The sequence below is a fragment of the Halopseudomonas nanhaiensis genome (assembly GCF_020025155.1).
In the GTDB taxonomy this organism is placed as follows: domain Bacteria; phylum Pseudomonadota; class Gammaproteobacteria; order Pseudomonadales; family Pseudomonadaceae; genus Halopseudomonas; species Halopseudomonas nanhaiensis.
Genome location: NZ_CP073751.1, coordinates 2,829,103 through 2,852,021, shown reverse-complemented (window position 1 = coordinate 2,852,021; position 22,919 = coordinate 2,829,103). Strand labels below are relative to the sequence as shown.

Annotated in this window: 22 protein-coding genes; 12 read left to right on the top strand and 10 right to left on the bottom strand. The window is 61.0% G+C overall.

What is annotated here, in order from left to right; genetic code table 11:
- Positions 1-10: 10 nt before the first annotated feature.
- The 5 genes from KEM63_RS12965 to rlmF form a co-directional block, all read right to left on the bottom strand.
- The gene (locus tag KEM63_RS12965) at positions 11-448 is read right to left on the bottom strand and encodes an ion channel (RefSeq protein WP_223652281.1); all 438 of its coding nucleotides are present in this window, start codon (positions 446-448) and stop codon (positions 11-13) included.
- A 1-nt stretch (position 449) separates the two neighbouring features.
- A complete protein-coding gene (locus KEM63_RS12960; RefSeq protein WP_223652280.1) occupies positions 450-833 on the bottom strand; it encodes a hypothetical protein in 384 nt (127 codons plus the stop codon).
- A gap of 9 nt (positions 834-842) precedes the next feature.
- A complete protein-coding gene (locus KEM63_RS12955) occupies positions 843-1,646 on the bottom strand; it encodes a putative RNA methyltransferase (RefSeq protein WP_223652279.1) in 804 nt (267 codons plus the stop codon).
- A complete protein-coding gene (gene dapE / locus KEM63_RS12950) occupies positions 1,646-2,782 on the bottom strand; it encodes a succinyl-diaminopimelate desuccinylase (RefSeq protein ID WP_223652278.1) in 1,137 nt (378 codons plus the stop codon). Before dapE ends, KEM63_RS12955 begins: the two co-directional genes overlap by 1 nt.
- 69 nt (positions 2,783-2,851) lie before the next feature.
- Positions 2,852-3,811 carry a 23S rRNA (adenine(1618)-N(6))-methyltransferase RlmF gene (gene rlmF / locus KEM63_RS12945; RefSeq protein WP_223652276.1) on the bottom strand — a complete coding sequence of 320 codons (960 nt, stop codon included), beginning with the start codon at positions 3,809-3,811 and terminating at the stop codon, positions 2,852-2,854.
- 233 nt (positions 3,812-4,044) lie between these two features.
- Here rlmF and tcdA point away from each other — a divergent pair, with 233 nt between their 5' ends.
- Positions 4,045-4,821, top strand: a complete 777-nt coding sequence (gene tcdA / locus KEM63_RS12940) for a tRNA cyclic N6-threonylcarbamoyladenosine(37) synthase TcdA (RefSeq protein ID WP_223652274.1) — start codon at positions 4,045-4,047, stop codon at positions 4,819-4,821.
- 189 nt (positions 4,822-5,010) lie between these two features.
- On the opposite strand, the gene dapD is transcribed toward tcdA, so the two are convergent.
- From dapD to map, 5 genes are read right to left on the bottom strand one after another with little or no spacing between them, the layout of a single operon-like run.
- Positions 5,011-6,045: a 2,3,4,5-tetrahydropyridine-2,6-dicarboxylate N-succinyltransferase gene (gene dapD / locus KEM63_RS12935; protein WP_223652272.1), complete on the bottom strand. Its 1,035-nt coding sequence runs from the start codon at positions 6,043-6,045 to the stop codon at positions 5,011-5,013.
- 32 nt (positions 6,046-6,077) lie between these two features.
- A complete protein-coding gene (locus tag KEM63_RS12930; protein WP_223652270.1) occupies positions 6,078-6,422 on the bottom strand; it encodes an ArsC family reductase in 345 nt (114 codons plus the stop codon).
- Positions 6,423-6,424: 2 nt separating this feature from the next.
- Entirely contained in the window at positions 6,425-7,621 is a 1,197-nt protein-coding gene (gene dapC, locus KEM63_RS12925; protein WP_223652268.1) for a succinyldiaminopimelate transaminase, read from the bottom strand.
- Positions 7,622-7,634: 13 nt separating this feature from the next.
- A complete protein-coding gene (locus KEM63_RS12920) occupies positions 7,635-10,340 on the bottom strand; it encodes a [protein-PII] uridylyltransferase (RefSeq protein WP_223652266.1) in 2,706 nt (901 codons plus the stop codon).
- 31 nt (positions 10,341-10,371) lie between these two features.
- On the bottom strand, positions 10,372-11,160 hold the full coding sequence (map, locus tag KEM63_RS12915) for a type I methionyl aminopeptidase (protein ID WP_223652264.1): 789 nt from the start codon (positions 11,158-11,160) through the stop codon (positions 10,372-10,374).
- A 294-nt stretch (positions 11,161-11,454) separates the two neighbouring features.
- Here map and rpsB point away from each other — a divergent pair, with 294 nt between their 5' ends.
- From rpsB to lpxD, 11 genes are all read left to right on the top strand, one after another.
- Positions 11,455-12,198 (top strand): 30S ribosomal protein S2, encoded by a 744-nt coding sequence (gene rpsB / locus KEM63_RS12910; RefSeq protein ID WP_223652262.1) that lies wholly within the window; start codon positions 11,455-11,457, stop codon positions 12,196-12,198.
- A 137-nt stretch (positions 12,199-12,335) separates the two neighbouring features.
- Positions 12,336-13,205, top strand: coding sequence for a translation elongation factor Ts (tsf, locus tag KEM63_RS12905; RefSeq protein ID WP_223652260.1), 870 nt, complete (start codon positions 12,336-12,338; stop codon positions 13,203-13,205).
- A gap of 178 nt (positions 13,206-13,383) precedes the next feature.
- Complete coding sequence (gene pyrH / locus KEM63_RS12900) at positions 13,384-14,118, top strand: UMP kinase (RefSeq protein WP_223652259.1); 735 nt, start codon at positions 13,384-13,386, stop codon at positions 14,116-14,118.
- A 3-nt stretch (positions 14,119-14,121) separates the two neighbouring features.
- Complete coding sequence (frr, locus tag KEM63_RS12895; RefSeq protein WP_223652257.1) at positions 14,122-14,679, top strand: ribosome recycling factor; 558 nt, start codon at positions 14,122-14,124, stop codon at positions 14,677-14,679.
- Between the two features lie 30 nt (positions 14,680-14,709).
- Positions 14,710-15,459, top strand: coding sequence for a polyprenyl diphosphate synthase (gene uppS, locus KEM63_RS12890; protein WP_223652255.1), 750 nt, complete (start codon positions 14,710-14,712; stop codon positions 15,457-15,459).
- Positions 15,453-16,268 (top strand): phosphatidate cytidylyltransferase, encoded by an 816-nt coding sequence (locus KEM63_RS12885; RefSeq protein ID WP_223652253.1) that lies wholly within the window; start codon positions 15,453-15,455, stop codon positions 16,266-16,268. The genes uppS and KEM63_RS12885 overlap by 7 nt, the downstream gene beginning before the upstream one ends.
- Positions 16,265-17,449 carry a 1-deoxy-D-xylulose-5-phosphate reductoisomerase gene (ispC, locus tag KEM63_RS12880; protein ID WP_223652251.1) on the top strand — a complete coding sequence of 395 codons (1,185 nt, stop codon included), beginning with the start codon at positions 16,265-16,267 and terminating at the stop codon, positions 17,447-17,449. Before KEM63_RS12885 ends, ispC begins: the two co-directional genes overlap by 4 nt.
- Before the next feature lie 44 nt (positions 17,450-17,493).
- On the top strand, positions 17,494-18,852 hold the full coding sequence (gene rseP / locus KEM63_RS12875) for an RIP metalloprotease RseP (RefSeq protein WP_223652249.1): 1,359 nt from the start codon (positions 17,494-17,496) through the stop codon (positions 18,850-18,852).
- A 78-nt stretch (positions 18,853-18,930) separates the two neighbouring features.
- On the top strand, positions 18,931-21,282 hold the full coding sequence (gene bamA, locus KEM63_RS12870; protein WP_223652247.1) for an outer membrane protein assembly factor BamA: 2,352 nt from the start codon (positions 18,931-18,933) through the stop codon (positions 21,280-21,282).
- A gap of 43 nt (positions 21,283-21,325) precedes the next feature.
- Positions 21,326-21,832 carry an OmpH/Skp family outer membrane protein gene (locus KEM63_RS12865; RefSeq protein WP_223652245.1) on the top strand — a complete coding sequence of 169 codons (507 nt, stop codon included), beginning with the start codon at positions 21,326-21,328 and terminating at the stop codon, positions 21,830-21,832.
- A gap of 3 nt (positions 21,833-21,835) precedes the next feature.
- Complete coding sequence (gene lpxD, locus KEM63_RS12860; protein ID WP_223652243.1) at positions 21,836-22,894, top strand: UDP-3-O-(3-hydroxymyristoyl)glucosamine N-acyltransferase; 1,059 nt, start codon at positions 21,836-21,838, stop codon at positions 22,892-22,894.
- The last annotated feature ends 25 nt before the right edge of the window (positions 22,895-22,919 follow it).

Genomic DNA, 22,919 nt, shown 5'->3' with positions numbered 1-22,919 from the left:
GGGCAGCAGCTCATTCATCCCGCCAGTGATTCTGCATTTCGACGAATGTGAGCGAGGCGGACCAGGTGATCAGCATCAGGCCAGCCAGGGCCTCGGTACCGAAGAGAAAACGCAAGTGCCCGCCGGGTGACAGGTCGCCGTAGCCGACCGTGGTATAGGTCGCAGCGGAGAGGTAGACGAAATCGAGCAAGCCGGGCTGCTGCATCTCGGAGATGCCGCTGTTTTGTCCGAATTCGGCCAGCAGCCAGGCGCCGACGCCAAACATCCATATCTCGATGACATGAGCGATCAGTAGACCGAAGAACAGCAGGAGTATGCGCAGACGGGGTCGCAGGCCTGACCAGCGCGTGATCGCGCCCAATCGGTACGCCACTTCATAGTGGAAGACGATCGCTGCAATGGTGATCAGCGCCGTGGCCAGCGCAACGACCAGGTACGTACTTGTCATTTCAGGGCTTCTGCGCCCAGACGAACTCTGCCTCGCCTTCGTCGTTGATCTTCAACCAGCGATCGGCGTCCGCTTCCCCATCCGATTCAGTCCAGCCCCCGACCGAGCAACGGACCTCGTGTCCTGTGGCGGCATGCACCGCCCGGGCACAGTCGACATCGGTCTCCCAGGGGGTGGTATCGCTGTCAAACCAGATGCTCGCCCATTTCCCCGCCGCCTTGCGAACGATCATCAGGGGGATCGGCTGCGCGGTATGGATCACGCCTTTGCGGGTCAGGCCTGCGCCTGGCGGGAGGACCAGATCACCCACCTCCCGCCCGAGCCAATGGATCAGATCATCGACATGATCGTCTCGTACGTAGATTTCGATATCGGGTTGGCGCACGGAACCTCCTCAGCAACGTTGCAGGATCACCAGTCGCATGGCGACTTCCAGCCCCGGCAGTCCGGATGCCACTGCCGAACGCTGCCGGTCGGGCGCGCTGCGCAGACTGTGGGGCGTCATGCCGATCAGGTTGGTCAGATCGTCGGGTGTCAGGTGCAGAGGATAGCGCAGCGTCTCATCACTGACGACCTGCATCCCCACGGGCTGATCCTTGAGCAGGTCCGGCGTGGCATGCACTTCGTCATAGAGTGCTGCGCGCAGGGTTCGAAGGTGATCGGCATGTGGGCCCACCAGTACCAGGTGGCCGCCTGGTTTCAGGGTGCGCAGGCACTCGTCCCAGGACCACGGACTGAATACCGAAAGCAGTCCGCCGAGACTCTCACCGGCAACAGGCAGACGCGCGCTGGACGCGACCAGCCAGCGCAGGCTGCGGCTGCGGCGTGTAGCGCGCACGACGGCGTCCTTGCTGATATCCAGCCCGCCTATCCGCGTCTCCGGCAGCGCGGAGGCCAGTCTGGCGGTGTAGTAGCCTTCGCCACAGCCCATATCGAGGACGGCACCAGGCTCGAGCCGGGCGAAGGCACCATTGATTGCATCGCTGACCGGCTGGTAGTGGCCTGCATCCAGAAAGGCCTGTCGGCAGGCCAGCATGGCCGGGGTGTCGCCCGGATGGCGGCTGTTCTTGTGCTGGACCAGGAGAAGATTGAGGTAGCCCTGCCGGGCCTGGTCGTAGCTATGGTTGTTATCGCAGCGCCATTGCTGGCCCAGGTTGGTCAGTGCTTCGTGGCACTTCGGACAAATCAGTTCCAGCATCAGACCAGCAACCTGCAGAGGGTTGCCTCATAGATGTCTGTCAGCGTGTCAAGATCGTCGGCGCAGATACACTCGTCTACCTGATGTATCGTTGCATTCACCGGGCCCAGCTCGACCACCTGGGTACCCATGGTCGCGATGAAGCGGCCGTCGGAGGTACCGCCTGATGTGGAGGGTTGGGTCTGGCGCCCCGTGACATGCAGAATCGCTGCAGCGACGCCATCAAGGAGGGCGCCTGGCTCGGTCAGAAACGGCAGTCCGGAGACCGTCCAATCCAGCTCGAAGTCCAATCCGTGCCGACCGAGGATCTCCCGGGTACGGCCCTGCAGACTGTCAACGTTGGATTCGGTGGAGAAACGGAAGTTGATCAGCGCTTCCAGCTCGCCGGGGACGACGTTGGTCGCGCCGGTTCCGGCCCGAATGTTGGATATCTGAAAGCTGGTCGGTGGAAAGAACGCATTGCCCTCATCCCAGACTTCGGCGGCCAGCTCTGCAAGCGCCGGCGCCGCGAGATGGATGGGGTTGCGTGCCAGGTGCGGATACGCAACGTGCCCCTGCTTGCCCTTGATCAGCAGACGGGCGTTGAGCGATCCACGGCGACCATTCTTGACCACGTCGCCCACCCGCTCGGTGCTGGAGGGCTCGCCAACAATGCACCACTCGACGGTCTCGTCTCGCGCCTTGAGTGTGTCCACTACACGCACCGTTCCGTCCAGGGCAGGGCCTTCCTCGTCGCTGGTGATGAGGAAGGCGATCGATCCCCTGTGGTCGGGATGCGCGGCGACAAAGCGCTCAACGCCTACCACCATCGCAGCAAGGCTGCCTTTCATGTCAGCCGCACCGCGACCGTGCAGCATGCCGTCCCGCACCACCGGAGCGAACGGCGGATTGCTCCATTTGTCGAGAGGGCCAGTCGGTACGACGTCGGTATGCCCGGCGAAACATAGCACTGGCCCTTCGGTTCCCCGGCGTGCCCAGAGGTTGTCCACCTCGCCAAAGCGCATCGATTCGATGACAAATCCGCAGGCAGCCAGGCGTTCCGCCATGAGCTGCTGGCATCCGGCATCGACGGGTGTAGTGGAATCTCGCGAGATCAGCTCGCAGGCCAGGGCAACGGTCGGGGAAAGCTCGGTCATGGCTCGTCTGTCGTAACGGTATAAGAGCGGCATGATACCAGAGATGAGCCTGCACACTGTCCGCCGGAACTATGGCCACCGAGCGCGGCGCCAGGCCCGACGCTGTTTCTTGTCAAGGAAGGTCCATGCCACGAAGCGGCTGCGCTTGTTGCCCTGGGCCATTGGAATGACGCGCACGTCCGTTGCTCCCAGAGCTCTGACCCGCTCCTGCAGAGGCGCGACGTTTTCCAGCCTGGACACCAGGCTGGAAAACCAGAAAACCTGCTCTCTGCAGCCGCCGCTCTGATTGGCCATGCGCTGGAGAAATCCGGACTCGCCGTCCTCGCAGAACAGTTCGTTGTGCTGGCCTCCGAAGTTCAGCGCCGGATCGGCCGTGCCCCTCAGGTTCTGCCACTTCTTTCGGCTGGCCTCGTGGGCTTCGTCAGCGCTGCGGTGAAACGGCGGGTTGCACAGAGTAAAATCGACCAGTTCGTCCGGTTGAATGATGTGCTCGAAGATGGCCGTCGGATCGCTCTGCAACCGCAGGGATATCCCGGAGGCGAGCGTCGGATTGGCCGCCAGAATCTGTTCGGCGTTGCGCAGAGCCGCCGGGTCGATGTCCGCGGCGATGAAACGCCAGTCGTATTCCACCCGTCCGACGAGGGGATAAATCAGGTTGGCGCCGGTGCCGATGTCCAGTCCCAGCAGCTCGTGTCCCGCCGGCACGACGCCATCGTGGCTGTCAGCCAGCAGATCGGCGAGGGCGTGAACATAATCGGCACGCCCGGGTACCGGCGGGCACAGATAGCCGGGTGGAATGGACCACTGTTCAATGCCGTACTGCGTCAGCAGCAACGCGCCATTGAGCGCGCGAACCGCTTGCGGGTTCGCGAAGTCCAGCGTCGGCTGGCCATGCACGCCGGTGCGCATGAAGGCGCGCAACTCCGGCGCGACGCGCACTAGCGCATCGAAGTCGTAGCGACCCTGGTGCCGGTTGCGAGGATGCGGACCGGAAGGGCGGCGGGAAGACTGCTGGGACGATCGGGTCATAAGCGGATCCGCCTGGTGAACGAGGCGCAGTGTCCCACAGCCGGGGACCGGATCCTATCCCGAGTTGTGCACAGTTCCGGTGGATGGATCTGTGGATAACTGTCGGATAACCGCATCCGATTGTCATCCAGGCTGACGCGCAGGGCCATGGGTGTTTTTTGACCAGGCGTTGTCGAAGCCGTCTTATCACATGGCCGGTGCTGATATAATCGCGGCATATCAGAGAGGTGAACATGACCACAGATGACCCACGTTTCGGCGGTATAGCACGGCTTTATGGACGCGAAGGGCTGGCCAGGTTGCGGGACAGTCACGTCGCCATAGTCGGCATCGGCGGGGTCGGCTCGTGGGCAACCGAAGCGTTGGCGCGTACCGGCATCGGCCGGATCACGCTGATCGATCTCGACGAAGTTTGCCAGACCAACACCAACCGGCAATTGCCTGCCATGGAAGGGCAGATCGGGCGCCCCAAGGTCGACGTCATGGCAGAGCGCCTGCGTGCGATCAACCCCGCCTGCCATGTTAATGCGGTGATGGATTTCGTTTCCGAGAAGAACCTGGCCGACTACATCACCGACGATATCGATGCGGTGGCCGACTGCATCGACAGCGTCAAATCGAAAGTGGCGCTGATCGCCTGGTGCAGGCGGCGCAAGATTCACATCGTCACTGCAGGCGGCGCAGCAGGTCAGTTCGATCCCCTGCAGGTGAAGATCGCCGATCTGTCGAAAACCACCAACGATCCGCTGGCGGCCAAGGCCCGATCGATGCTCAGGCGCAACCACAACTTCCCCCGCGCCGAAAGCAAGCGCAGCTTCGGCGTTCCTTGCGTGTATTCCACCGAGCAGCTGACCTATCCGCAGCCGGACGGCAGCGTCTGCCGTACCAAGGTGTTCGACGGCGAGGTGGTCAAGCTGGATTGCGAGGGTGGGCTGGGAGCGGTATCGATGGTGACAGGCACCTTTGGCCTGAACATCGCAGCGAAGATCGTTGAGCGCTTGCTGAAGTAGGGGCAGCGACGGGGTCGCTAAGCGGCAAGCTACTAGCTTCGAGCGACAAGCAGCACGCTGCGAGTGGAGAGTTCTGAGCTGAAGGCTTGAAGCAGCGTTCACGTCAGCGGGTAAGACGTTTCCCAAGATCCGGAGCTTCAAGCGGCGCCAATCAGCTTGCCGCTTGAAGCTCGTAGCTTGGGGCTGCCCTTAGTTGTGCGCGTGCAGCATCTCGTTGAGCTGGATCGCGGTCTTGTTTGTCTTGCACTCGATAGCGCCAGTCTGCGAGTTGCGTCGGAACAGCAGGTCGGTCTGATTGGCCAAATCACGCGCCTTGACGATCTCGACGATATTGTCGGCATCGTCGAGCAGTGCAACCTTGATGCCCGCGGTGATGTACAGGCCGGCTTCCACCGTACAGCGATCGCCCAACGGGATGCCGATACCGGCGTTGGCGCCGATCAGACAACCTTCGCCTACCGAAATGACGATATTGCCGCCGCCTGACAGGGTGCCCATGGTTGAGCAGCCACCGCCGAGATCGGAACCCTTGCCGACAAACACGCCAGCCGAGATCCGTCCTTCAACCATGCTGGTGCCGGCGGTTCCGGCATTGAAGTTGATGAAGCCTTCGTGCATGACGGTCGTGCCTTCGCCAACATAGGCCCCCAGGCGCACCCGTGCGGTGTCGGCGATGCGGATGCCGGAAGGGACCACGTAGTCGGTCATCGACGGGAACTTGTCCACACTGTGCACGATGATCGTCTCGCCGCCCAGCCGCGCAGCCAGCTGCCGCTGCGGCAATTCTGCGATGTCGATCGCGCCCTGGTTTGTCCAGGCGACGTTGGGCAATAGGGGAAAGATACCGGCCAGAACCACGCCATGCGGTTTGACCAGGCGATGCGAGAGCAGGTGAAGCTTGAGGTACGCCTCCGGCGTCGATGCCGGTGCTTCGTCGGTGGCCAGGATGGTGGCCACCAGCGGGCGGGTGCTGCCCGAGAGCTGGCGGACTACCGCGCCCGCTTCGGCGAATCCGGCCTGCTCCAGCGCCTTGCCCAGCGTCTCGCACTGAGTGGCTTTGAGCGGCAGCGCATGGTTGCCTTCGCTGTAGCCGAGCTGTTCGGCCACGACCTGCACCAGCCTGGAATCGGGGTGCAACAAAGGTTGCGGGTAGAACACTTCGAGCCAGTTACCGGCAGAGTTTTGCGTCCCGACGCCGAAGGCCAGGCTGAAACAGTCGCTCATGGGCTAATTCCTTGGATGCTATGCATGGACGGTCATGTAAGAGCGGCGGCGTATTGGTCGGGCTTGAAGCCGACCAGCCGCTGCGAGCCAGTGTCGAGCACCGGTCTTTTAATCATCGATGGGTTGGCTTGCATCAAGGCGACGGCCTTGGCGGTATCGATAGCCTGCTTGTCGGATTCATCAAGCTTGCGAAACGTCGTACCCTGGCGGTTGAGAATGGTCTCCCAGCCGTGCTCGTCGCACCACGCCTGCAGCCGAGCCGCGTCGATCCCTTCCCTCTTGTAATCATGGAAATGGTATTCGATGCGCTGCTCATCCAGCCAGGTCCGAGCCTTCTTCATCGTGTCGCAGGCCTTGATGCCGTATAGGGTGATCATGTTCAAAGACTCTCTATCAGGCGGCGGATACGCTGCGCGGCTTCGATGCAGTCGGCGAGCGGCGCCACCAGCGCCATGCGTATCCGTCCGGCGCCGGGATTATAACCGTCGACCTCGCGAGACAAGTAGCGGCCTGGCACTACTGCCACGTTCTGCTCGGCGAGCAGGCGGCGAGTGAAGGTCTCATCGTCGATAGGGGTGCGGGGCCAGAGATAGAAACCCGCGTCAGGTCGGGTGACGTCCATGACGCTGCCGAGGATGTCCAGCACCGCATCGAACTTGGCCTGATACTGCATCTGGTTCTCCCTGACATGACGCTCGTCCTTCCAGGCGGCAATGCTCGCCAGCTGCGTCTGCACGGGCATGGCGCAGCCGTGATAGGTGCGGTAGGTCAGGTAAGGCCTGAGCAGGCTGGCGTCCCCGGCGACGAAGCCGGACCGTAGCCCGGGCAGATTCGACCGCTTGGACAGGCTGTGGAACACCACGCAGCGGCGGAAGTCGTCACGACCCATCGCGGCGCACGCCTGCAGCAGGCCGACGGGACCGGATCCATCGGGTTGATGGATTTCGCTGTAGCATTCATCGGAAGCGATTACGAAGTCGTAACGATCGGCCAGTTCGATAAGCTGCTGCAGCGTTCGCAGACCTATGACCGCGCCAGTCGGGTTGCCCGGCGTACAGATGAACAGAAGCTGGCAGCGTCGCCACACGTCCTCGGACACCGATGCGAAGTCCGGAACGAATCCGTTGTCGGCATCGCAGGCCAGGTAATGGGGCTCGACTCCGGCCAGAAATGCCGCACCTTCATAGATCTGATAGAACGGGTTGGGACTGACCACCAGGCCCTCCGGATCCCGTTCGACGACTGCCTGGGTGAACGAGAACAGCGCTTCGCGCGTGCCGTTGACCGGGACGATGTGGCGATCGATATCCAGCGTGTCGTGATTCAGGCTGAAGCGACGCGTGAGCCAGTCGCCGATGCTGCGACGTAGCTCAGGCAGACCCAGTGTGGTCGGATACACAGCAGCCTTGTCCAGGTTTGCCGCGAGCGCTTCGAGAACCAGAGCCGGGGAGGGGTGCTTGGGTTCCCCGATCGACAGGGACACCGGCGCCAAGGCGGGATTCGGCGTCACGTCGGCAAGCAGCGCGCGCAGCTTTTCAAACGGGTACGGTTGCAGGCGGTCGAGATCGGGGTTCATCCGCTGGTGGTCCTCAGGGGCCGATGGCAATCTGCGACGGCGGGCTGTTGTCGGAACGCTGGGCGCTTGAACCCAGCGTTTTGATGATGGTGCTCTGCAGGCGCTCGCACAGCTGCGGGTCGGACAGGGGCTGATTGTTCGCATCGGTCAGCACGAACACGTCATCGACCCGCTCGCCAAGCGTGACGATCTTGGCGTTTTGCACGCTGATCTCGAAGTCGAGGAATATCTTGCCCATGCGTGCGAGCAGCCCGGGTCGGTCAGGCGCCGACAATTCCAGGATGGTGTGCTGACCGCCATGGTCGTTGAAGATGGTCACCTCCGGATCGAAGGCAAAGTGCTTGAGCTGGCGCGGCACGCGTCGCTGAATGATGGACGGGTAGTCGTCCGGATCTGACAGCGCTTCGATCAGCCCGTGCTTGATCTGGCGGATACGTTCAATATTATCGCCGATCGAGCCGCCGTCAGCATCGAGCACGATATAGGTGTCCAGGCTGAATCGGCTGGTCGAGGTGATGATTCGGGCATCCTGAATGTTCAGGTTGAGCTGGTCCATCGCTGCCGCGGTGACCGCGAACAGGTCGTTCTGCTCGGGTGTGTAGATGAAGATTTGCGTGGCGCCCTCGAATTCACGCTGTGCTGTCTCGCGCAGCATGACCAGCGGGCCGTTGCGGTTGGGGTGCTGGGTGATCGCCTCGGTATGCCAGGCCACATCGCTGGCGGTGTGGCGCAGGAAGTAGTCTTCACCCAGTTCTGCCCACAGGGCTTCCGCGTCGTCCTCGTCGACGCCGGCGCGTACCAGAATGTCCAGCGCCGCTTGCTGGGTCTGGCGGATCTGCTCCTCGCGATCAGGCGGATTTTCCAGCCCTCGACGCAGTGCCCGCTTGGTCTCGGTATACAGCTGACGCAACAGCGAAGCGCGCCAGCTGTTCCACAGCGTCGGATTGGTGGCGTTGATGTCGGCAATGGTGAGTACGTAGAGGTAATCCAGCCGCACCTGGTTGGCCATTTTCACGGCGAAGTCATGGATGACGTCGGGGTCGGAAATGTCCTTGCGCTGCGCAGTGGTGGACATCAACAGGTGATTTTCCACCAGCCAGCTCACCAGGTGCGAGTCCCACGCCGGCAGCTGATGACGCTGGCAGAAGGCCTCAGCGTCTACCTTGCCGAGCTCCGAATGGTCGCCGCCGCGGCCCTTGGCAATATCGTGGTAAAGCCCTGCGATGTAGAGCAGATCCGGCTTGGGCAGGCGACAGAAGATGCGCCATGCCAGCGGATATTTCTCCTGGTAATCGGGGCGACCGAGTTTGCGCAGATGCTTGATCAGATTGAGCGTGTGAGCGTCGACGGTATAGATATGGAAGAGGTCGTGCTGCATCTGTCCGACGATCTTGCCGAATTCCGGCAGATAGCGGCCGAGAATGCCGTAGCGGTTCATGCGGCGCAGGTTGCGGTGAATGCCTTCCTGACAGCGCAACAGCTCGATGAACAGGCTGGTATTGCGAATGTCACTGCGGAACCTGTCATCGATCAGATGCCGGTGATCCCGCAGCAGGCGGATGCTGTCGGCCCGTACCCCGCGGATCTCGGGATGCTGCGCCATGAGCAGAAAAATCTCGAGCAACGCGAACGGGGTGCGCTTGAATACCTGCGGATGAGTGACTTCGATGTAATGGTTGCGGACCTGGAAGCGGGCGTTGAGCGGACGGATGTCGGCGGCTTCGGCATTGCGCAGCAGAATCTCTTCGAAATGCTGCATGAGCAGGTCGTTGAGCTCGGAGAGTGACATCACCACGCGATAGTACTTCTGCATGAAGCGCTCGACGGCGAGCTTGGCGTCACTGTCCTCATAGCCGAGCAACTGCGCCAGAGTGCGCTGATGATCGAACAGCAGGCGATCCTCGGCCCGGCCGGCCAGTGTGTGCAGGGCGAAACGGACCTGCCACAGAAACGCGCGGCCCGAGGCCAGGATGTTGTACTCCGGCTCGTTGAGGAATCCCTGCTCGACCAGCTCGCGCAGGTCGTTGGTGCCAAAATGCCGCAAGGCCACCCAGCCGATGGTCTGGATGTCGCGCAGGCCGCCTGGCGAGCTCTTGACGTTCGGCTCGAGGTTGTATTCGGTGTCGTTGAACTTGGCGTGGCGGGCCTGCTGTTCTGCACGTTTGGCGCGGAAGAATTCGGCATCGGTCCACATGTGCTCGGAACTGATCGCCTGCATCATCGCCTGGCGCAGCGACTCCTCGCCCGACAAGGTGCGTGATTCCATCAGGTTGGTAATCACGGTGATATCGGCCCGGGCTTCGCTCGCACAGTCGCCTATCGACCGCACGCTCTGACCGACTTCCAGACCGATGTCCCATAGCAGCATCAGGAACTGCTCGATCGACTCCCTATAGCCGTCGGCATTGTCTTCACGCAGCAGGATCAGCAGATCGATATCCGAATGCGGATGAAGCTCGCCCCGCCCGTAACCACCCACCGCCAGCAGGGCGATGCCCGGGTCGGCGGCACAGGGCAGGCGACTCCAGGCCTGACAGAGGATCTGGTCGGTAAACCAGGCACGGTCGTGTATCAGCTTGTGGATGTCCCGCCCGCCGGTGAAACGCGCCTGCAGGACGGAATCGGCCTGAGCGATGGCTTTCTTGAACGCAGCAATGGGGCTGCTTTTCAGGGCCAGTTCCGCCTGAAACTGACCTCGGTCGAACAGTTCGGTATCCATAGCTACCCCCTGCGGTGACGACGGGTGACGCTTACTGGAAGGTCTCTTCCTGACGGCGGGTCAGTACTTCGTGCCCGTCTGCAGTGACAAGAATGGTGTGTTCCCACTGCGCGGAGAGCTTGCGATCCTTGGTAATGGCCGTCCAGCCGTCGCCGAGCAGACGGGTATCGGGCCGGCCCTGATTGATCATTGGCTCGATGGTGAAGGTCATGCCTTCCTTCAGCTCCATGCCGGTGCCCGCCCGTCCGTAATGCAGTACCTGGGGGTCTTCGTGGAAGACCTTGCCGATGCCATGCCCGCAGTACTCGCGAACCACGCTGTAGCGATTGGCGTGCGCATGGTCCTGGATGATCTGTCCGATATCGCCCAGACGTGCGCCGGGGCGTACGACGGAGATACCTTTATATAGACATTCCTGGGTCACGCGAATCAGGCGATCGACCCACTCGGGCGCTTCGCCGACGATGAACATCTTGCTGGTATCGCCGTGGTAACCATCCTTGATCACGGTTATGTCGATATTCAACGCGTCACCGCTCTTGAGCGGCTTGTCGTTGGGGATGCCGTGACATACCACGTGATTGATCGAGGTGCAGATCGACTTGGGGAACGGAATCCGGTCAGGCGCACCGCCGTAGTTCAGCGGGGCAGGGATGGCCTTCTGTACATTGACGATGTGATCGTGGCAGATCCGGTCGAGCTCTTCGGTGGTCACGCCGGGCTTGACGTGCTCGCCGATCATTTCCAGCACCTCGGCCGCCAGGCGGCCGGCAATGCGCATGCCGGCGATATCTTCCGCAGTCTTGATGGTTACTGTCATGAAGGCTCTCTCACAATTCCATGCCCTGAGGCATGCAGGCTTGAACAAACCAGAGAGTTTACCAGACATGATCGTCGCTGTTGAGCCGCAGCAAGCGCAGCTCGCCTCGCCGCTCGGCATGTCGAACTTTATTCGATGGGCTCGATATGGTATAAAGCGCCGCGCCTGAAATAACGCAACGCGCGTCAGGCGAAACTAGAAACCGCACACGTATCGTCACAGTGCCCTGGGTGCCCTTCGGGGTTGGACACTGGGATACGTGGAGGCCCAACCCGACTTTATGATGGAGTTATCATGACCCAAGTCTCTATGCGTGACATGCTAAAGGCCGGTGCGCACTTCGGCCACCAGACCCGTTACTGGAACCCGAAAATGGGCAAGTTCATTTTCGGCGCCCGCAACAAGATTCACATCATCAACCTGGAAAAGACCATGCCGATGTTCCACGAAGCCCTGAGCTTTGTGGAGAAGCTGGCTTCCGGCAAGAACAAGCTGCTCTTCGTCGGCACCAAGCGTGCTGCGAGCAAGATCATTGCCGAAGAAGCAAGCCGCGCCGGCATGCCCTACGTTGATCATCGCTGGCTGGGCGGCATGCTCACCAACTACAAGACCATCCGTCAGTCGATCAAGCGTCTGCGTGACCTCGAAGTACAGGCTCAGGACGGCACCTTCACCAAGCTGACCAAGAAAGAAGCGCTGATGCGTACCCGCGATCTCGAGAAGCTCGATCGCAGCCTGGGTGGTATCAAGGACATGGGTGGCCTGCCTGACGCGCTCTTCGTTATCGACGTCGAGCACGAGCGGATTGCCATCACCGAAGCCAACAAGCTGGGCATCCCGGTTATCGGCATCGTCGATACCAACAGCAGCCCGGAAGGTGTCGACTACGTCATCCCCGGCAACGACGACGCTATCCGCGCGATCAAGCTGTACGCCGCTGCGATGGCTGATGCGGTCCTGCGTGGCAAGAGCAACGGTGGCGGTGCCGACGAGTTCGTCGAAGAAGAAGCACCGGCGACCGAGGCCTCTGCAGGCTAAGCGAGTATTTCGGCGCGCGGTTGCCGTATCGAAAAGGGGGCTATGCCCCCTTTTTGCAATATGCTCAACGCAACATGAACGACCTGCTCCGCGAAGCCGGGGCAGTACAGAATCAAGTCATTCTAGAGGAATCATTCATGACACAGATCACTGCAGCCATGGTCAAGGAACTGCGCGAGCGCACCGGCCAGGGCATGATGGAATGCAAGAAGGCTCTGGTTGCCGCCGACGGTGACATTGAAAAAGCGATCGATGACATGCGTGCCTCCGGCGCGATCAAGGCTGCCAAGAAAGCCGGCAACATCGCTGCTGAAGGCGCCATTGCAGTCAAGGTTTCTGCTGACAGCAAGGCAGCTGTCATCGTCGAAGTCAATTCCCAGACCGACTTCCTGGCTCTGCAGGACGACTTCAAGAATTTCGTCAGCGCGACGCTGGACAAGGCTTTCGAAGCTGGCTACACCGATGCCGCACCGCTGGTTGCCGATCAGGAAAGCGCACGTGAAGCGCTGATTGCCAAGACCGGCGAGAACGTCAACATTCGTCGTCTGGCTCGGGTTGAAGGCGACGTGATCGGCGCCTACCTGCACGGTCACCGTATCGGTGTCGTGGTCAACCTCAAGGGTGGCAATGAAGAGCTGGCGCGCGATATCGCCATGCACGTTGCGGCCAGCAACCCGCAGTTCGTCGACCCGTCTCAGGTGTCCGAGGAAGCGGTTGCCAAGGAAAAGGAAATTTTCCTGGCGCTGAACGCCGACAAGATTGCCGGCAAGCCGGACAACATTGTCGAGAACATGGTCAAAGGTCGTATCAACAAGTTCCTGGCTGAAGCCAGCCTGGTCGAGCAGCCCTTCGTCAAGGATCCGGAGGTCAAGGTCGGTGATCTGGCGAAGAAGGCCGGTGCCGAGGTCGTTTCCTTCATCCGCTTTGAAGTGGGTGAGGGCATCGAACGCGCCGAAACCGACTTCGCTGCCGAGGTCGCTGCCCAGGTCGCGGCATCCAAGCAGTAAGTTGCTTGCTGACCGTTGCATTGCAGGCGCTCCGCGGGAGCGTCTGCAATAAGGTCTCCCAGAGGCTTCCCGCGCAGGCGTGAAGCCTCTTTTTTGAAACACTGAACAAGTGCCCATCAGCAGTGTCTTGGTGGAACTTGTTGAGTTTTTCTCCCTTCTATCGCAGGAGAGTGCATCGATGGCCCAGGTACCCAGCAGCCGCCAGCCCAAGTACAAGCGGATCCTTCTGAAGCTCAGCGGTGAGGCCCTGATGGGGACCGAAGACTTCGGTATTGACCCTAAGGTTCTCGACCGCATGGCGCTGGAGGTAGGCCAATTGGTCGGCATTGGCGTACAGGTGGGTCTGGTGATCGGCGGCGGCAACCTGTTCCGCGGTGCCGCACTGCATGCGGTCGGCATGGATCGGGTAACCGGTGACCATATGGGCATGCTGGCTACTGTCATGAATGCCCTGGCCATGCGCGACTCGCTGGAGCGCTCGAACATTCAGACCCGGGTCATGTCAGCCATTACCATGGAAGGTGTCACCGAGCATTACGATCGCCGCAAGGCGATGCGCTACCTCGCGGGCGGTGACGTGGTAATATTTTCCGCCGGCACCGGCAACCCGTTCTTCACCACCGATACCGCGGCCTGCCTGCGCGGCATCGAGGTCGATGCCGACCTGGTCCTCAAGGCCACCAAGGTCGACGGTGTCTACAACGCCGATCCCATGAAGGACCCGAACGCCCAGCGTTTCGATACGCTCAGCTATGACCAGGTGCTGGATCTCAAGCTTGGTGTAATGGATCTGACCGCGATCTGTCTGATCCGCGATCACAAGATGCCGTTGCGGGTCTTCAACATGAACAAGCCTGGCGCGCTGCTCAATGCAGTGGTAGGAAGCGCCGAAGGAACACTGATCGAGGGCTAATCGATGATCAATGAAATCAAGAAGGACGCTCAGGAGCGCATGAAGAAGTCGGTCGAGGCACTGGATCATGCGTTTGCCAAGATTCGTACCGGCCGCGCTCATCCGAGCATTCTCGATAGCGTCATGGTCTCCTATTACGGCGCTGATACGCCGCTGCGTCAGGTTGCCAACGTCAACGTCGAAGATTCGCGTACGCTGGCGCTGACGGTTTTCGACCGCAGCATGATCCAGGCTGTCGAAAAAGCCATCATGACCTCCGATCTCGGACTCAATCCGGCTACTGCCGGCACCACCATTCGTGTGCCGATGCCTGCCCTGACCGAGGAAACGCGCAAGGGTTTCACCAAGCAGGCGCGTTCCGAGTCCGAGAACGCCCGGGTTGCCGTACGCAATATCCGGCGCGATGCGCTGAGTCAGTTGAAGGACCTGCAGAAGGAAAAGGAAATCAGCGAGGACGAGGAACGTCGTGCAGCTGACGAGGTCCAGAAGTTGACCGACAAATACATCGCCGAAATCGATAAGGCGCTGGAAGCCAAGGAATCGGACCTGATGGCCATTTGAGCCATCGTTCCCCATTGACCCATGAATGATATGACAACAGCCGGTCGTCCGCCGTCCATTCCCCGCCATGTGGCCATAATCATGGATGGGAACAATCGCTGGGCGCGCAAGCGCTTTCTTCCGGGTGTAGCCGGCCACAAGGCTGGTGTCGATGCGGTGCGCGCGGTCATCGAGGTCTGCGCCGAGGAAGGCGTCGAGGTTCTGACCTTGTTTGCGTTCTCGAGCGAAAACTGGAATCGACCCGAAGAAGAGGTCGGTGCGCTGATGGACCTGTTTCTCAGCGCCCTGCGCCGGGAAGTGCGCAAACTGGTCGAAAACGAGATCTGTCTGCGTATCGTCGGAGATCGATCACGTTTTTCCGCAGAGCTGCAGAAGGCCATGGCGGAAGCCGAAGCGCTGACGGCGGACGGCACACGCCTCACGCTGGTGGTCGCCGCCAACTATGGCGGGCAGTGGGACATCGCCCAGGCGGCTCGCCGTCTGGCAATCGAGGCTCAGGCCGGTAGGCTTGATGCGACAGCCATCGACGAGCAGGACTTCCAGCAGCGGCTTTGCACGGCGGAGTGGCCCCAGCCGGACCTGTGCATCCGTACCGGCGGCGAACGCCGGGTAAGCAACTTTCTGCTGTGGCAGATTGCCTATGCCGAGCTGTATTTCTCCGATCTCTATTGGCCCGATTTCAAGCACGACGCGCTGCGCGCCGCCTTCGCGGATTTCGCCAAGCGGCAACGTCGCTTTGGCAAGACTAGCGAGCAAGTAGCGGCGGAATCCGGATGCTGAAGCAGCGCATCATCACGGCCGTCATCCTCGCCCCGCTGGCAATCGCCGGCTTCGTTTTCCTGCACGGGCCACTGTTTGCGCTGTTCGTGGGCGCCATCGTGACGCTGGCGGCCTGGGAATGGGCTCGTCTCGGCGGCGAAACCACGCAGAAGGGCCGAATTATCTATGCTGCCGCCGTTGCGTTGCTGATGGCCGGTCTTTACCGGGACGGCTGGCCGGCGCAGTACATTTTCATACCGGCGCTGCTCTGGTGGATATTTGCGACAGTGTTGATCATTCGCTATCCCAACGGACGGGGCGTCTGGGCTGGCTCGATGATCTGCCAGCTGTTCGGTCTGCTGGTGCTTCTGCCTGCCTGGTACGGGCTGATCTGGCTTCGCGAGCAGCCTTCCGGCCTGCTGCTGATCCTTGCCGTGCTTCTGCTGGTATGGATCGCCGATATCGGCGCCTACTTTGCAGGCAAGAACTTCGGCCGCAACAAGCTGCTGCCCAAGGTCAGTCCGGGCAAGACCCGCGAAGGACTGTTTGGCGGGGTCTTCTTTACTCAGGTGGCGACACTGGGCACCTTGCTGTATCTCGGCTGGCCATTGCCTGATGTGTTGCTGGGTCTGGTCGGCGCCCTGCTGGTGGTGCTCTTTTCAGTGGTTGGCGATCTCACCGAGAGTGTCTTCAAGCGCGAGCAGGGCATGAAGGACAGCAGTAACCTGCTGCCCGGTCACGGCGGTGTGATGGATCGTATTGACAGTCTCACTGCTGCTATTCCGGTATTCGCCCTGTTCTGGCTGCTGGTCGGGAGCCGCCTCGGGTGACCATCAGCCAAATCTGCATTCTCGGTGCAACCGGATCGATTGGTGTCAGCACGCTGGACGTCATTGCCCGCCATCCGGATCGCTATGGGCTGTTTGCGCTCACCGGGCACAGCCGTATGGATGTGCTGCTCGCGCAGTGCATCGAGCACGATCCCGTCCATGCGGTGGTCGCCGGCGCGAGCCAGGCCGCAGCGCTGCAGGCATCCCTGGCAGCGGCAGGAAAGCGCACCCGGGTGCTGCACGGCCCCGAGGCGTTGTCCAGCGTGGCTGCAGATGAGCGCGTCGATGCAGTCATGGCTGCCATCGTCGGCGCTGCGGGTCTTGCCCCTACATTGGCGGCGGTCAGGGCAGGCAAGCGCGTATTGCTGGCGAACAAGGAAGCGCTGGTCATGTCCGGCAGTCTGTTCATGGACGCCGTCAGCCAGTCTGGCGCGCGGCTGTTGCCCATCGACAGTGAACACAACGCGATTTTCCAGTGCATGCCTCCTCGCTACAGCGACGGTCTGGCCAATGTTGGCGTGCGCAAGATTCTGCTCACTGCATCAGGTGGTCCGTTTCGCTCGCTCGCGTCCGATCAGCTGGCCGGCGTGACGCCTGAGCAGGCGTGTGCCCACCCCAACTGGTCAATGGGGCAGAAAATATCGGTCGACTCGGCAAGCATGATGAACAAGGGGCTGGAGCTGATCGAGGCCTGCTGGCTGTTCGATGCCAGGCCCGATCAGGTGCAGATCGTGGTGCATCCGCAGAGCGTGATTCACTCCATGGTCGAGTACGTTGACGGTTCGGTGCTGGCGCAGCTGGGCAATCCTGACATGCGGACGCCGATTGCCCATGCTCTGGCCTGGCCCGAGCGCATCGACTCGGGCGTCGCTGCGCTCGACCTGCTGCAGGTGGCCTGTCTGGATTTTGAAGCGCCCGATGTCGAGCGCTTCCCCTGCCTGCGCCTGGCCCGCTCCGCGGCAGAAGCTGGCGGCACCGCCAGCGCTGTTCTCAATGCGGCCAATGAGGTAGCAGTGGAAGCCTTTCTCAGCCGGCGCATTGGTTTTACCGACATCCCTGTTATCATCGACGACGCGCTCAGCAGCCTGCCGGCAGAATCGGTTCGCGATCTGGACCATATTCTTCACGCCGACCGGCTTGCGCGCGAGCACGCCACCGCATGGCTGGCCAACAAGGTTTGACTGGCTGAGGCAGGTATCCACCGCCTCACCCGAACGAGGCGTCAATGGACCTTCTGTTTACCCTTCTTGCGACTATTGTAGCCCTCGGGCTGCTGGTCACCATTCATGAGTACGGTCATTTCTGGGTAGCTCGACGCTGCGGCGTCAAGGTGCTCAAGTTTTCCGTGGGCTTCGGCAAATCGCTGTTCAGCTGGCACGACAAGCGGGGCACCGAGTACGCCGTCGCAGCGATACCGCTAGGCGGTTACGTGAAGATGCTCGACGAGCGCGAGGGTCCGGTAGACCCTGCCGAGCTGGATCAGGCGTTCAATCGCAAGGACGTGAAGAAGCGCATCGCCATCGTCTGCGCCGGGCCGTTGGCCAACTTCCTGCTCGCTATCGTCGCCTTCTGGGTGATCGCGGTGATGGGTATTACCACCATTGCCCCGGTGCTCGGTCCGGTTGAGCCCGGCAGCGTTGCCCAGCGTGCCGGTCTCGCCGAAGGCATGGAGCTGGTCGAGATCGACGGTCAGAGTACGCCCAGCTGGCACGAAGTGAATCTGCAGTTGATCCGCCGCTTGGGCGAAACCGGTCGTCTCGAAGTGATGGCCAGGGAGACGCCGGAGAGTGCTCCGCAGAGCTACACGCTCACCTTGCAGGACTGGTTGCGTGGTGCAGATCAACCTGATCCGATTGAAGCCCTCGGCCTCACTACCTGGCAGCCGGTAGTCGAGCCGCGCATCGGTCAGGTGACTTCCGATGGCGCTGCCGAAGCCGCTGGCCTCCGGGAAGGGGACCTCATTCTGGCAATCGACGGCGAGCCCGTTCAGGATTGGGTTCGCCAGGTGGTTCCGACCATCCAGGCTAGCGCTGGCCAGGCTCTGGAGCTGACGATCGACCGCGACGGGGCGACGCAGACGCTGATCGTCACCCCTCAGGCTCGTGAGCATGAAGGTCGCTCGCAAGGGTTCGTCGGGGCGGGCGTAGCAGCGTTCGAATGGCCTGAACACATGATCCGCAGCATTGATTACAACCCGCTGGTGGCGATCCCGGTGGCGCTGGGCAAGACCTGGGACATGACGGTTCTCACGCTGGAATCGCTGAAGAAAATGCTCACCGGCCTGGTGTCGGCAAAAAACTTGAGCGGTCCGATAACCATTGCTAAAGTGGCGGGCGCTTCCGCCAAGTCCGGCCCAGAAAGCTTTCTCAGCTTCCTCGCCTATTTGAGCATCAGCCTCGGTGTGCTGAACCTGCTGCCGATCCCCGTCCTGGACGGGGGGCATCTGGTTTACTACGTTGCGGAATGGGTTCGCGGCAAGCCGTTGTCGGAGCGTATTCAGGCCTGGGGGTTGCAGATCGGCCTGACACTCATCGTTGGGGTAATGGTATTTGCCATCTTCAACGATATCAGCCGTCTGGGTTGACCGATAAGACAGCGGAAGCCGAGCTGTCGCAAGGTTGCCACGGCCAATAATTTAAACCAGTCAGTCAGAACGGATTTCATGAAACGTTACCTATTGCCTGCGCTACTGATGATTCTCCTGGCGCCGGAAGTTTTTGCAGATTCCTTCCGGATCTCCGACATTCGCGTCAATGGGTTGCAACGTGTCTCGGCTGGCAGCGTGTTCAGCGCGTTGCCGCTGAATATCGGCGACGAGGTGGACGACCAGGAGCTGGTCGACGCTTCCCGGTCGCTGTTTCGTACCGGCTTCTTCCAGGACATTCAGCTCGGCCGGGAAGGCAACGTGCTGGTGATCAACCTGGTGGAGCGCCCGTCCATTTCGTCCATCGAGCTGGAGGGCAACAAGGCGCTGAAGAGCGAAGACCTGCTCGAAGGGCTGCGTGCAGCAGGGTTGGCAGAGGGTGAAATCTTCCAGCAGGCCACGCTCGAAGGCGTGCGCAATGAACTGCTGCGCCAGTATGTGGCGCAGGGTCGCTACTCGGCCGACATCGAAACCGAAGTGGTGGCCGAGCCGCGCAACCGTGTAGGACTGCGTATCATCGTCGACGAAGGCCAGGTTGCTTCGATCAAGCACATCAACGTCGTCGGCAACACGGTCTTCCCGACCGACGAGCTGGTCGATCTGTTCGAGCTCAGCACCTCCGGCTGGTTTTCGTTCCTGCGTAACGACGACAAGTACTCCCGTGAGAAATTGTCCGGCGATCTCGAGCGCCTGCGTTCGTACTATCTCGACCGCGGCTACATCAACATGGATGTGGCATCGACCCAGGTTTCGATCACACCCGACAAGCGCAACGTCTACATCACCGTCAACATCAACGAGGGCGAGCGCTACACCGTCAGCGATGTAAAGCTTTCCGGCGACCTGAAGGTCGAGGAGAGCGAAGTCGAGCGTCTGCTGCTGGTGCAGCCGGGGCAGGTGTTTTCCCGCCAGGTGATGACGGCGAGCAGTGACCTGGTGACCCGTCGGCTGGGCAACGAGGGCTATACCTTCGCCAACGTCAATGCCATTCCGGACATCAATGAAGAAGACCGTACCGTATCGGTCACCTTTTTCGTCGACCCGGGTCGCCGTGCCTACGTCAATCGCATCAACTTCCGCGGCAATACCAAGACCGACGACGAGGTGTTGCGCCGTGAAATGCGCCAGATGGAAGGCGGTTGGGCCTCCACTCACCTGATCGATCAGTCCAAGGTACGCCTGGAACGCCTGGGATTCTTCAAGGAAGTTGACGTCGAAACCGTGCCGGTGCCAGGCGCGGAGGATCTGATCGACGTGAATTACACCGTCGAAGAACAGCCCTCCGGTTCGATTACCGCCAGCGTCGGCTTCGCCCAGGGTACTGGTCTGATTCTTGGGGGCTCGATCAGCCAGAACAACTTCTTCGGTACCGGAAACCGCGTCAGCGTCAGTGCTAACCGTTCCGAATACCAGACGTCGCTGTCGTTTGGTTTCCTTGATCCCTACTTCACCGTCGATGGCGTCAGCCTTGGCTACAACGCCTTCTACCGTACAACCGACTACGACCGCCTCAATGTAGACATCTCGAGCTACGCGGTTGACTCCTATGGCGCCGGCTTCAACATCGGCTACCCGATCAGCGATACGTCGCGCCTCTCTTTCGGGCTCAACTTGCAACAGGATGAAATCAAGACCGGTACCTACACCGTTCAGGAAATCGTCAACTTCCTCGAAGAGGAGGGCGATTCATTCACCAACTTCAAGTTCAATGCAGGCTGGTCGCAGTCAACGCTCAACCGCGGCGTGTTTCCGGATCGCGGCTTCTCGCAGAACCTGAACGTGGAAACCACGGTGCCGGGCAGCGATCTGAGCTTTTACAAGATCGACTATCGCGGACAGCACTTCCTGCCTGTCAGCGAATCCCTGACGTTGCGGACCCATGCCAACCTGGGCTACTCCGACAGCTTCGGCGATACCGGGCGCGTGCCGTTCTACGAGCACTATTACGCCGGCGGCATCGGTTCGGTGCGCGGTTTCCGTGACAGTTCGCTCGGCCCCCGAAGCACGCCGGCCGCGATTGATCCGGACCGCGATCAACTGCCCTTTGGCGGTAACGTCAAGGTGACCGGTGGCGCGGAACTGATCTTCCCTGCGCCGTTCGTTACCGATCAACGTTCACTTCGCACGGTGCTGTTCTTCGACGTGGGCAATGTCTTTGATACCGAATGTGCCAATACCGTATTGCTCAATGGCCGCGAGAATCCAGGCTGTGGTAGCGTAGATGCCGGTCAGTTGCGATACAGCGCCGGTGTGGGCCTGTCCTGGCTCACCGCTCTGGGCCCGCTCGGGTTCAGCCTGGCCATGCCTCTGAACGACGAATCGGAAGACGACACCCAGGTATTCCAGTTCACCTTGGGCCAGACGTTCTGAGGCTGGCCTCTCTCATCACTACAAAATCCAGGAGCAGTTGAAGGTGCGTAAGTTAATCAGCGTTGCAGCAATATCCTTGATGGTACTCGCCAGCTTTCCGGCTGTTGCCGAAATCAAAATCGCCGTGCTGGATTACCAGATGGCTCTGGTCGAGTCGGATGCTGCCAAGCGCTACTCGGGCGAAGCGGAAAAGAAGTACGGTAATCAGGTCCAGCGCCTGCGCAATCTCGAAAGCGAGGCCAAGCGCCTGCAGGAGCGCATGCAGAAGGACGGTGAAAAGCTCGGCCAGACCGAAAAGGAAAAGCTCGACCTCGAGTTTCGTCAGAAGGCACGTGAATTTCAGACCCTGTCCCGCGAGCTGAACGAGCAGCGCGCCCAGGATGAGCGTCAGGTTGTCGAAACACTGCGTCCCAAGCTGGAAGAGGCGGTCAAGGCGGTGATTGCGTCCGGCAATTATGATCTGGTCATCGATCGCAGCGCGGTTGTCGACGTCAAGCCCGATCTGGATATCACCCGCCAGGTCATCGAGCGCCTCAACAGCGCCCGCTAAGCGATGACTGATACTTTGCTGACTCTGTCCGATCTGGCCGATGCGCTCGACGCCAGGCTGGTGGGCGACGGCACGCGCGTCATCACCGGCCTGTCCACACTGGCCGACGCCGGACCGGGTCAGCTGAGCTTTCTGGCCAATGCCCAGTACCGCAAGTTGCTGGCCACTACCCGTGCCGACGCAGTGCTGTTGCGCGAAGCGGACGCAGAGGGGTTCGGCGGCAATGCCCTTATCGTCAGTGATCCATACCTCGCCTATGCCCGTTTGTCCCACCGATTTGATCCCAAGCCGCGTCCGGCTGCGGGCATTCATCCTACGGCGGTGGTCGCCACGGATGCCACGGTGCATCCAGAGGCCAGCGTCGGCCCGTTCGCGGTCATCGAGTCGGGTGCGAATGTTGGCGCCGGGGTGACACTGGGCTCTCACTGTCACGTGGGTGCCCGTTCGCGCATCGGCGCGGGCGGCTGGCTTGCGCCTCGGGTCACGATTTACCACGATGTGCGCATCGGCGAGCGGGTGGTGATCCAGTCAGGCGCGGTGATCGGCTCGGAAGGCTTCGGATTTGCCAATGAGGCGGGCCGCTGGGAGAAGATAGCCCAGATCGGTGGCGTGAGCATTGGTGACGATGTGGAGATCGGCGCCAATACCGCGATCGACCGGGGCGCTCTGGCCGATACCGTTATCGGCGACGGCGTCAAGCTGGACAACCAGATTCAGATCGCCCACAACGTCCAGATCGGCGACCACACGGCCATGGCCGCCTGCGTGGGTATCTCCGGCAGCACGCGGATCGGCCGTCATTGCATGATCGCAGGCGGTGTCGGGATGGTTGGCCATATCGAGGTCTGCGACAACGTATTCGTCAGCGGCATGACCATGGTCACGCGGTCGATCACCGAGCCTGGCGCCTACTCGTCAGGAACGGCAATGCAGCCGGCGGCCGAATGGAAGAAGAGTGCTGCACGGATTCGGCAGCTCGATGCGCTGGCCAAACGTGTCCAGCACATGGAGAAGCAATTGGCGGCAGTGACTCCAGCTGCGCAGGGTTCATCTGAACCCTGATCGGCGCTGCGGCGCACCTATTTCA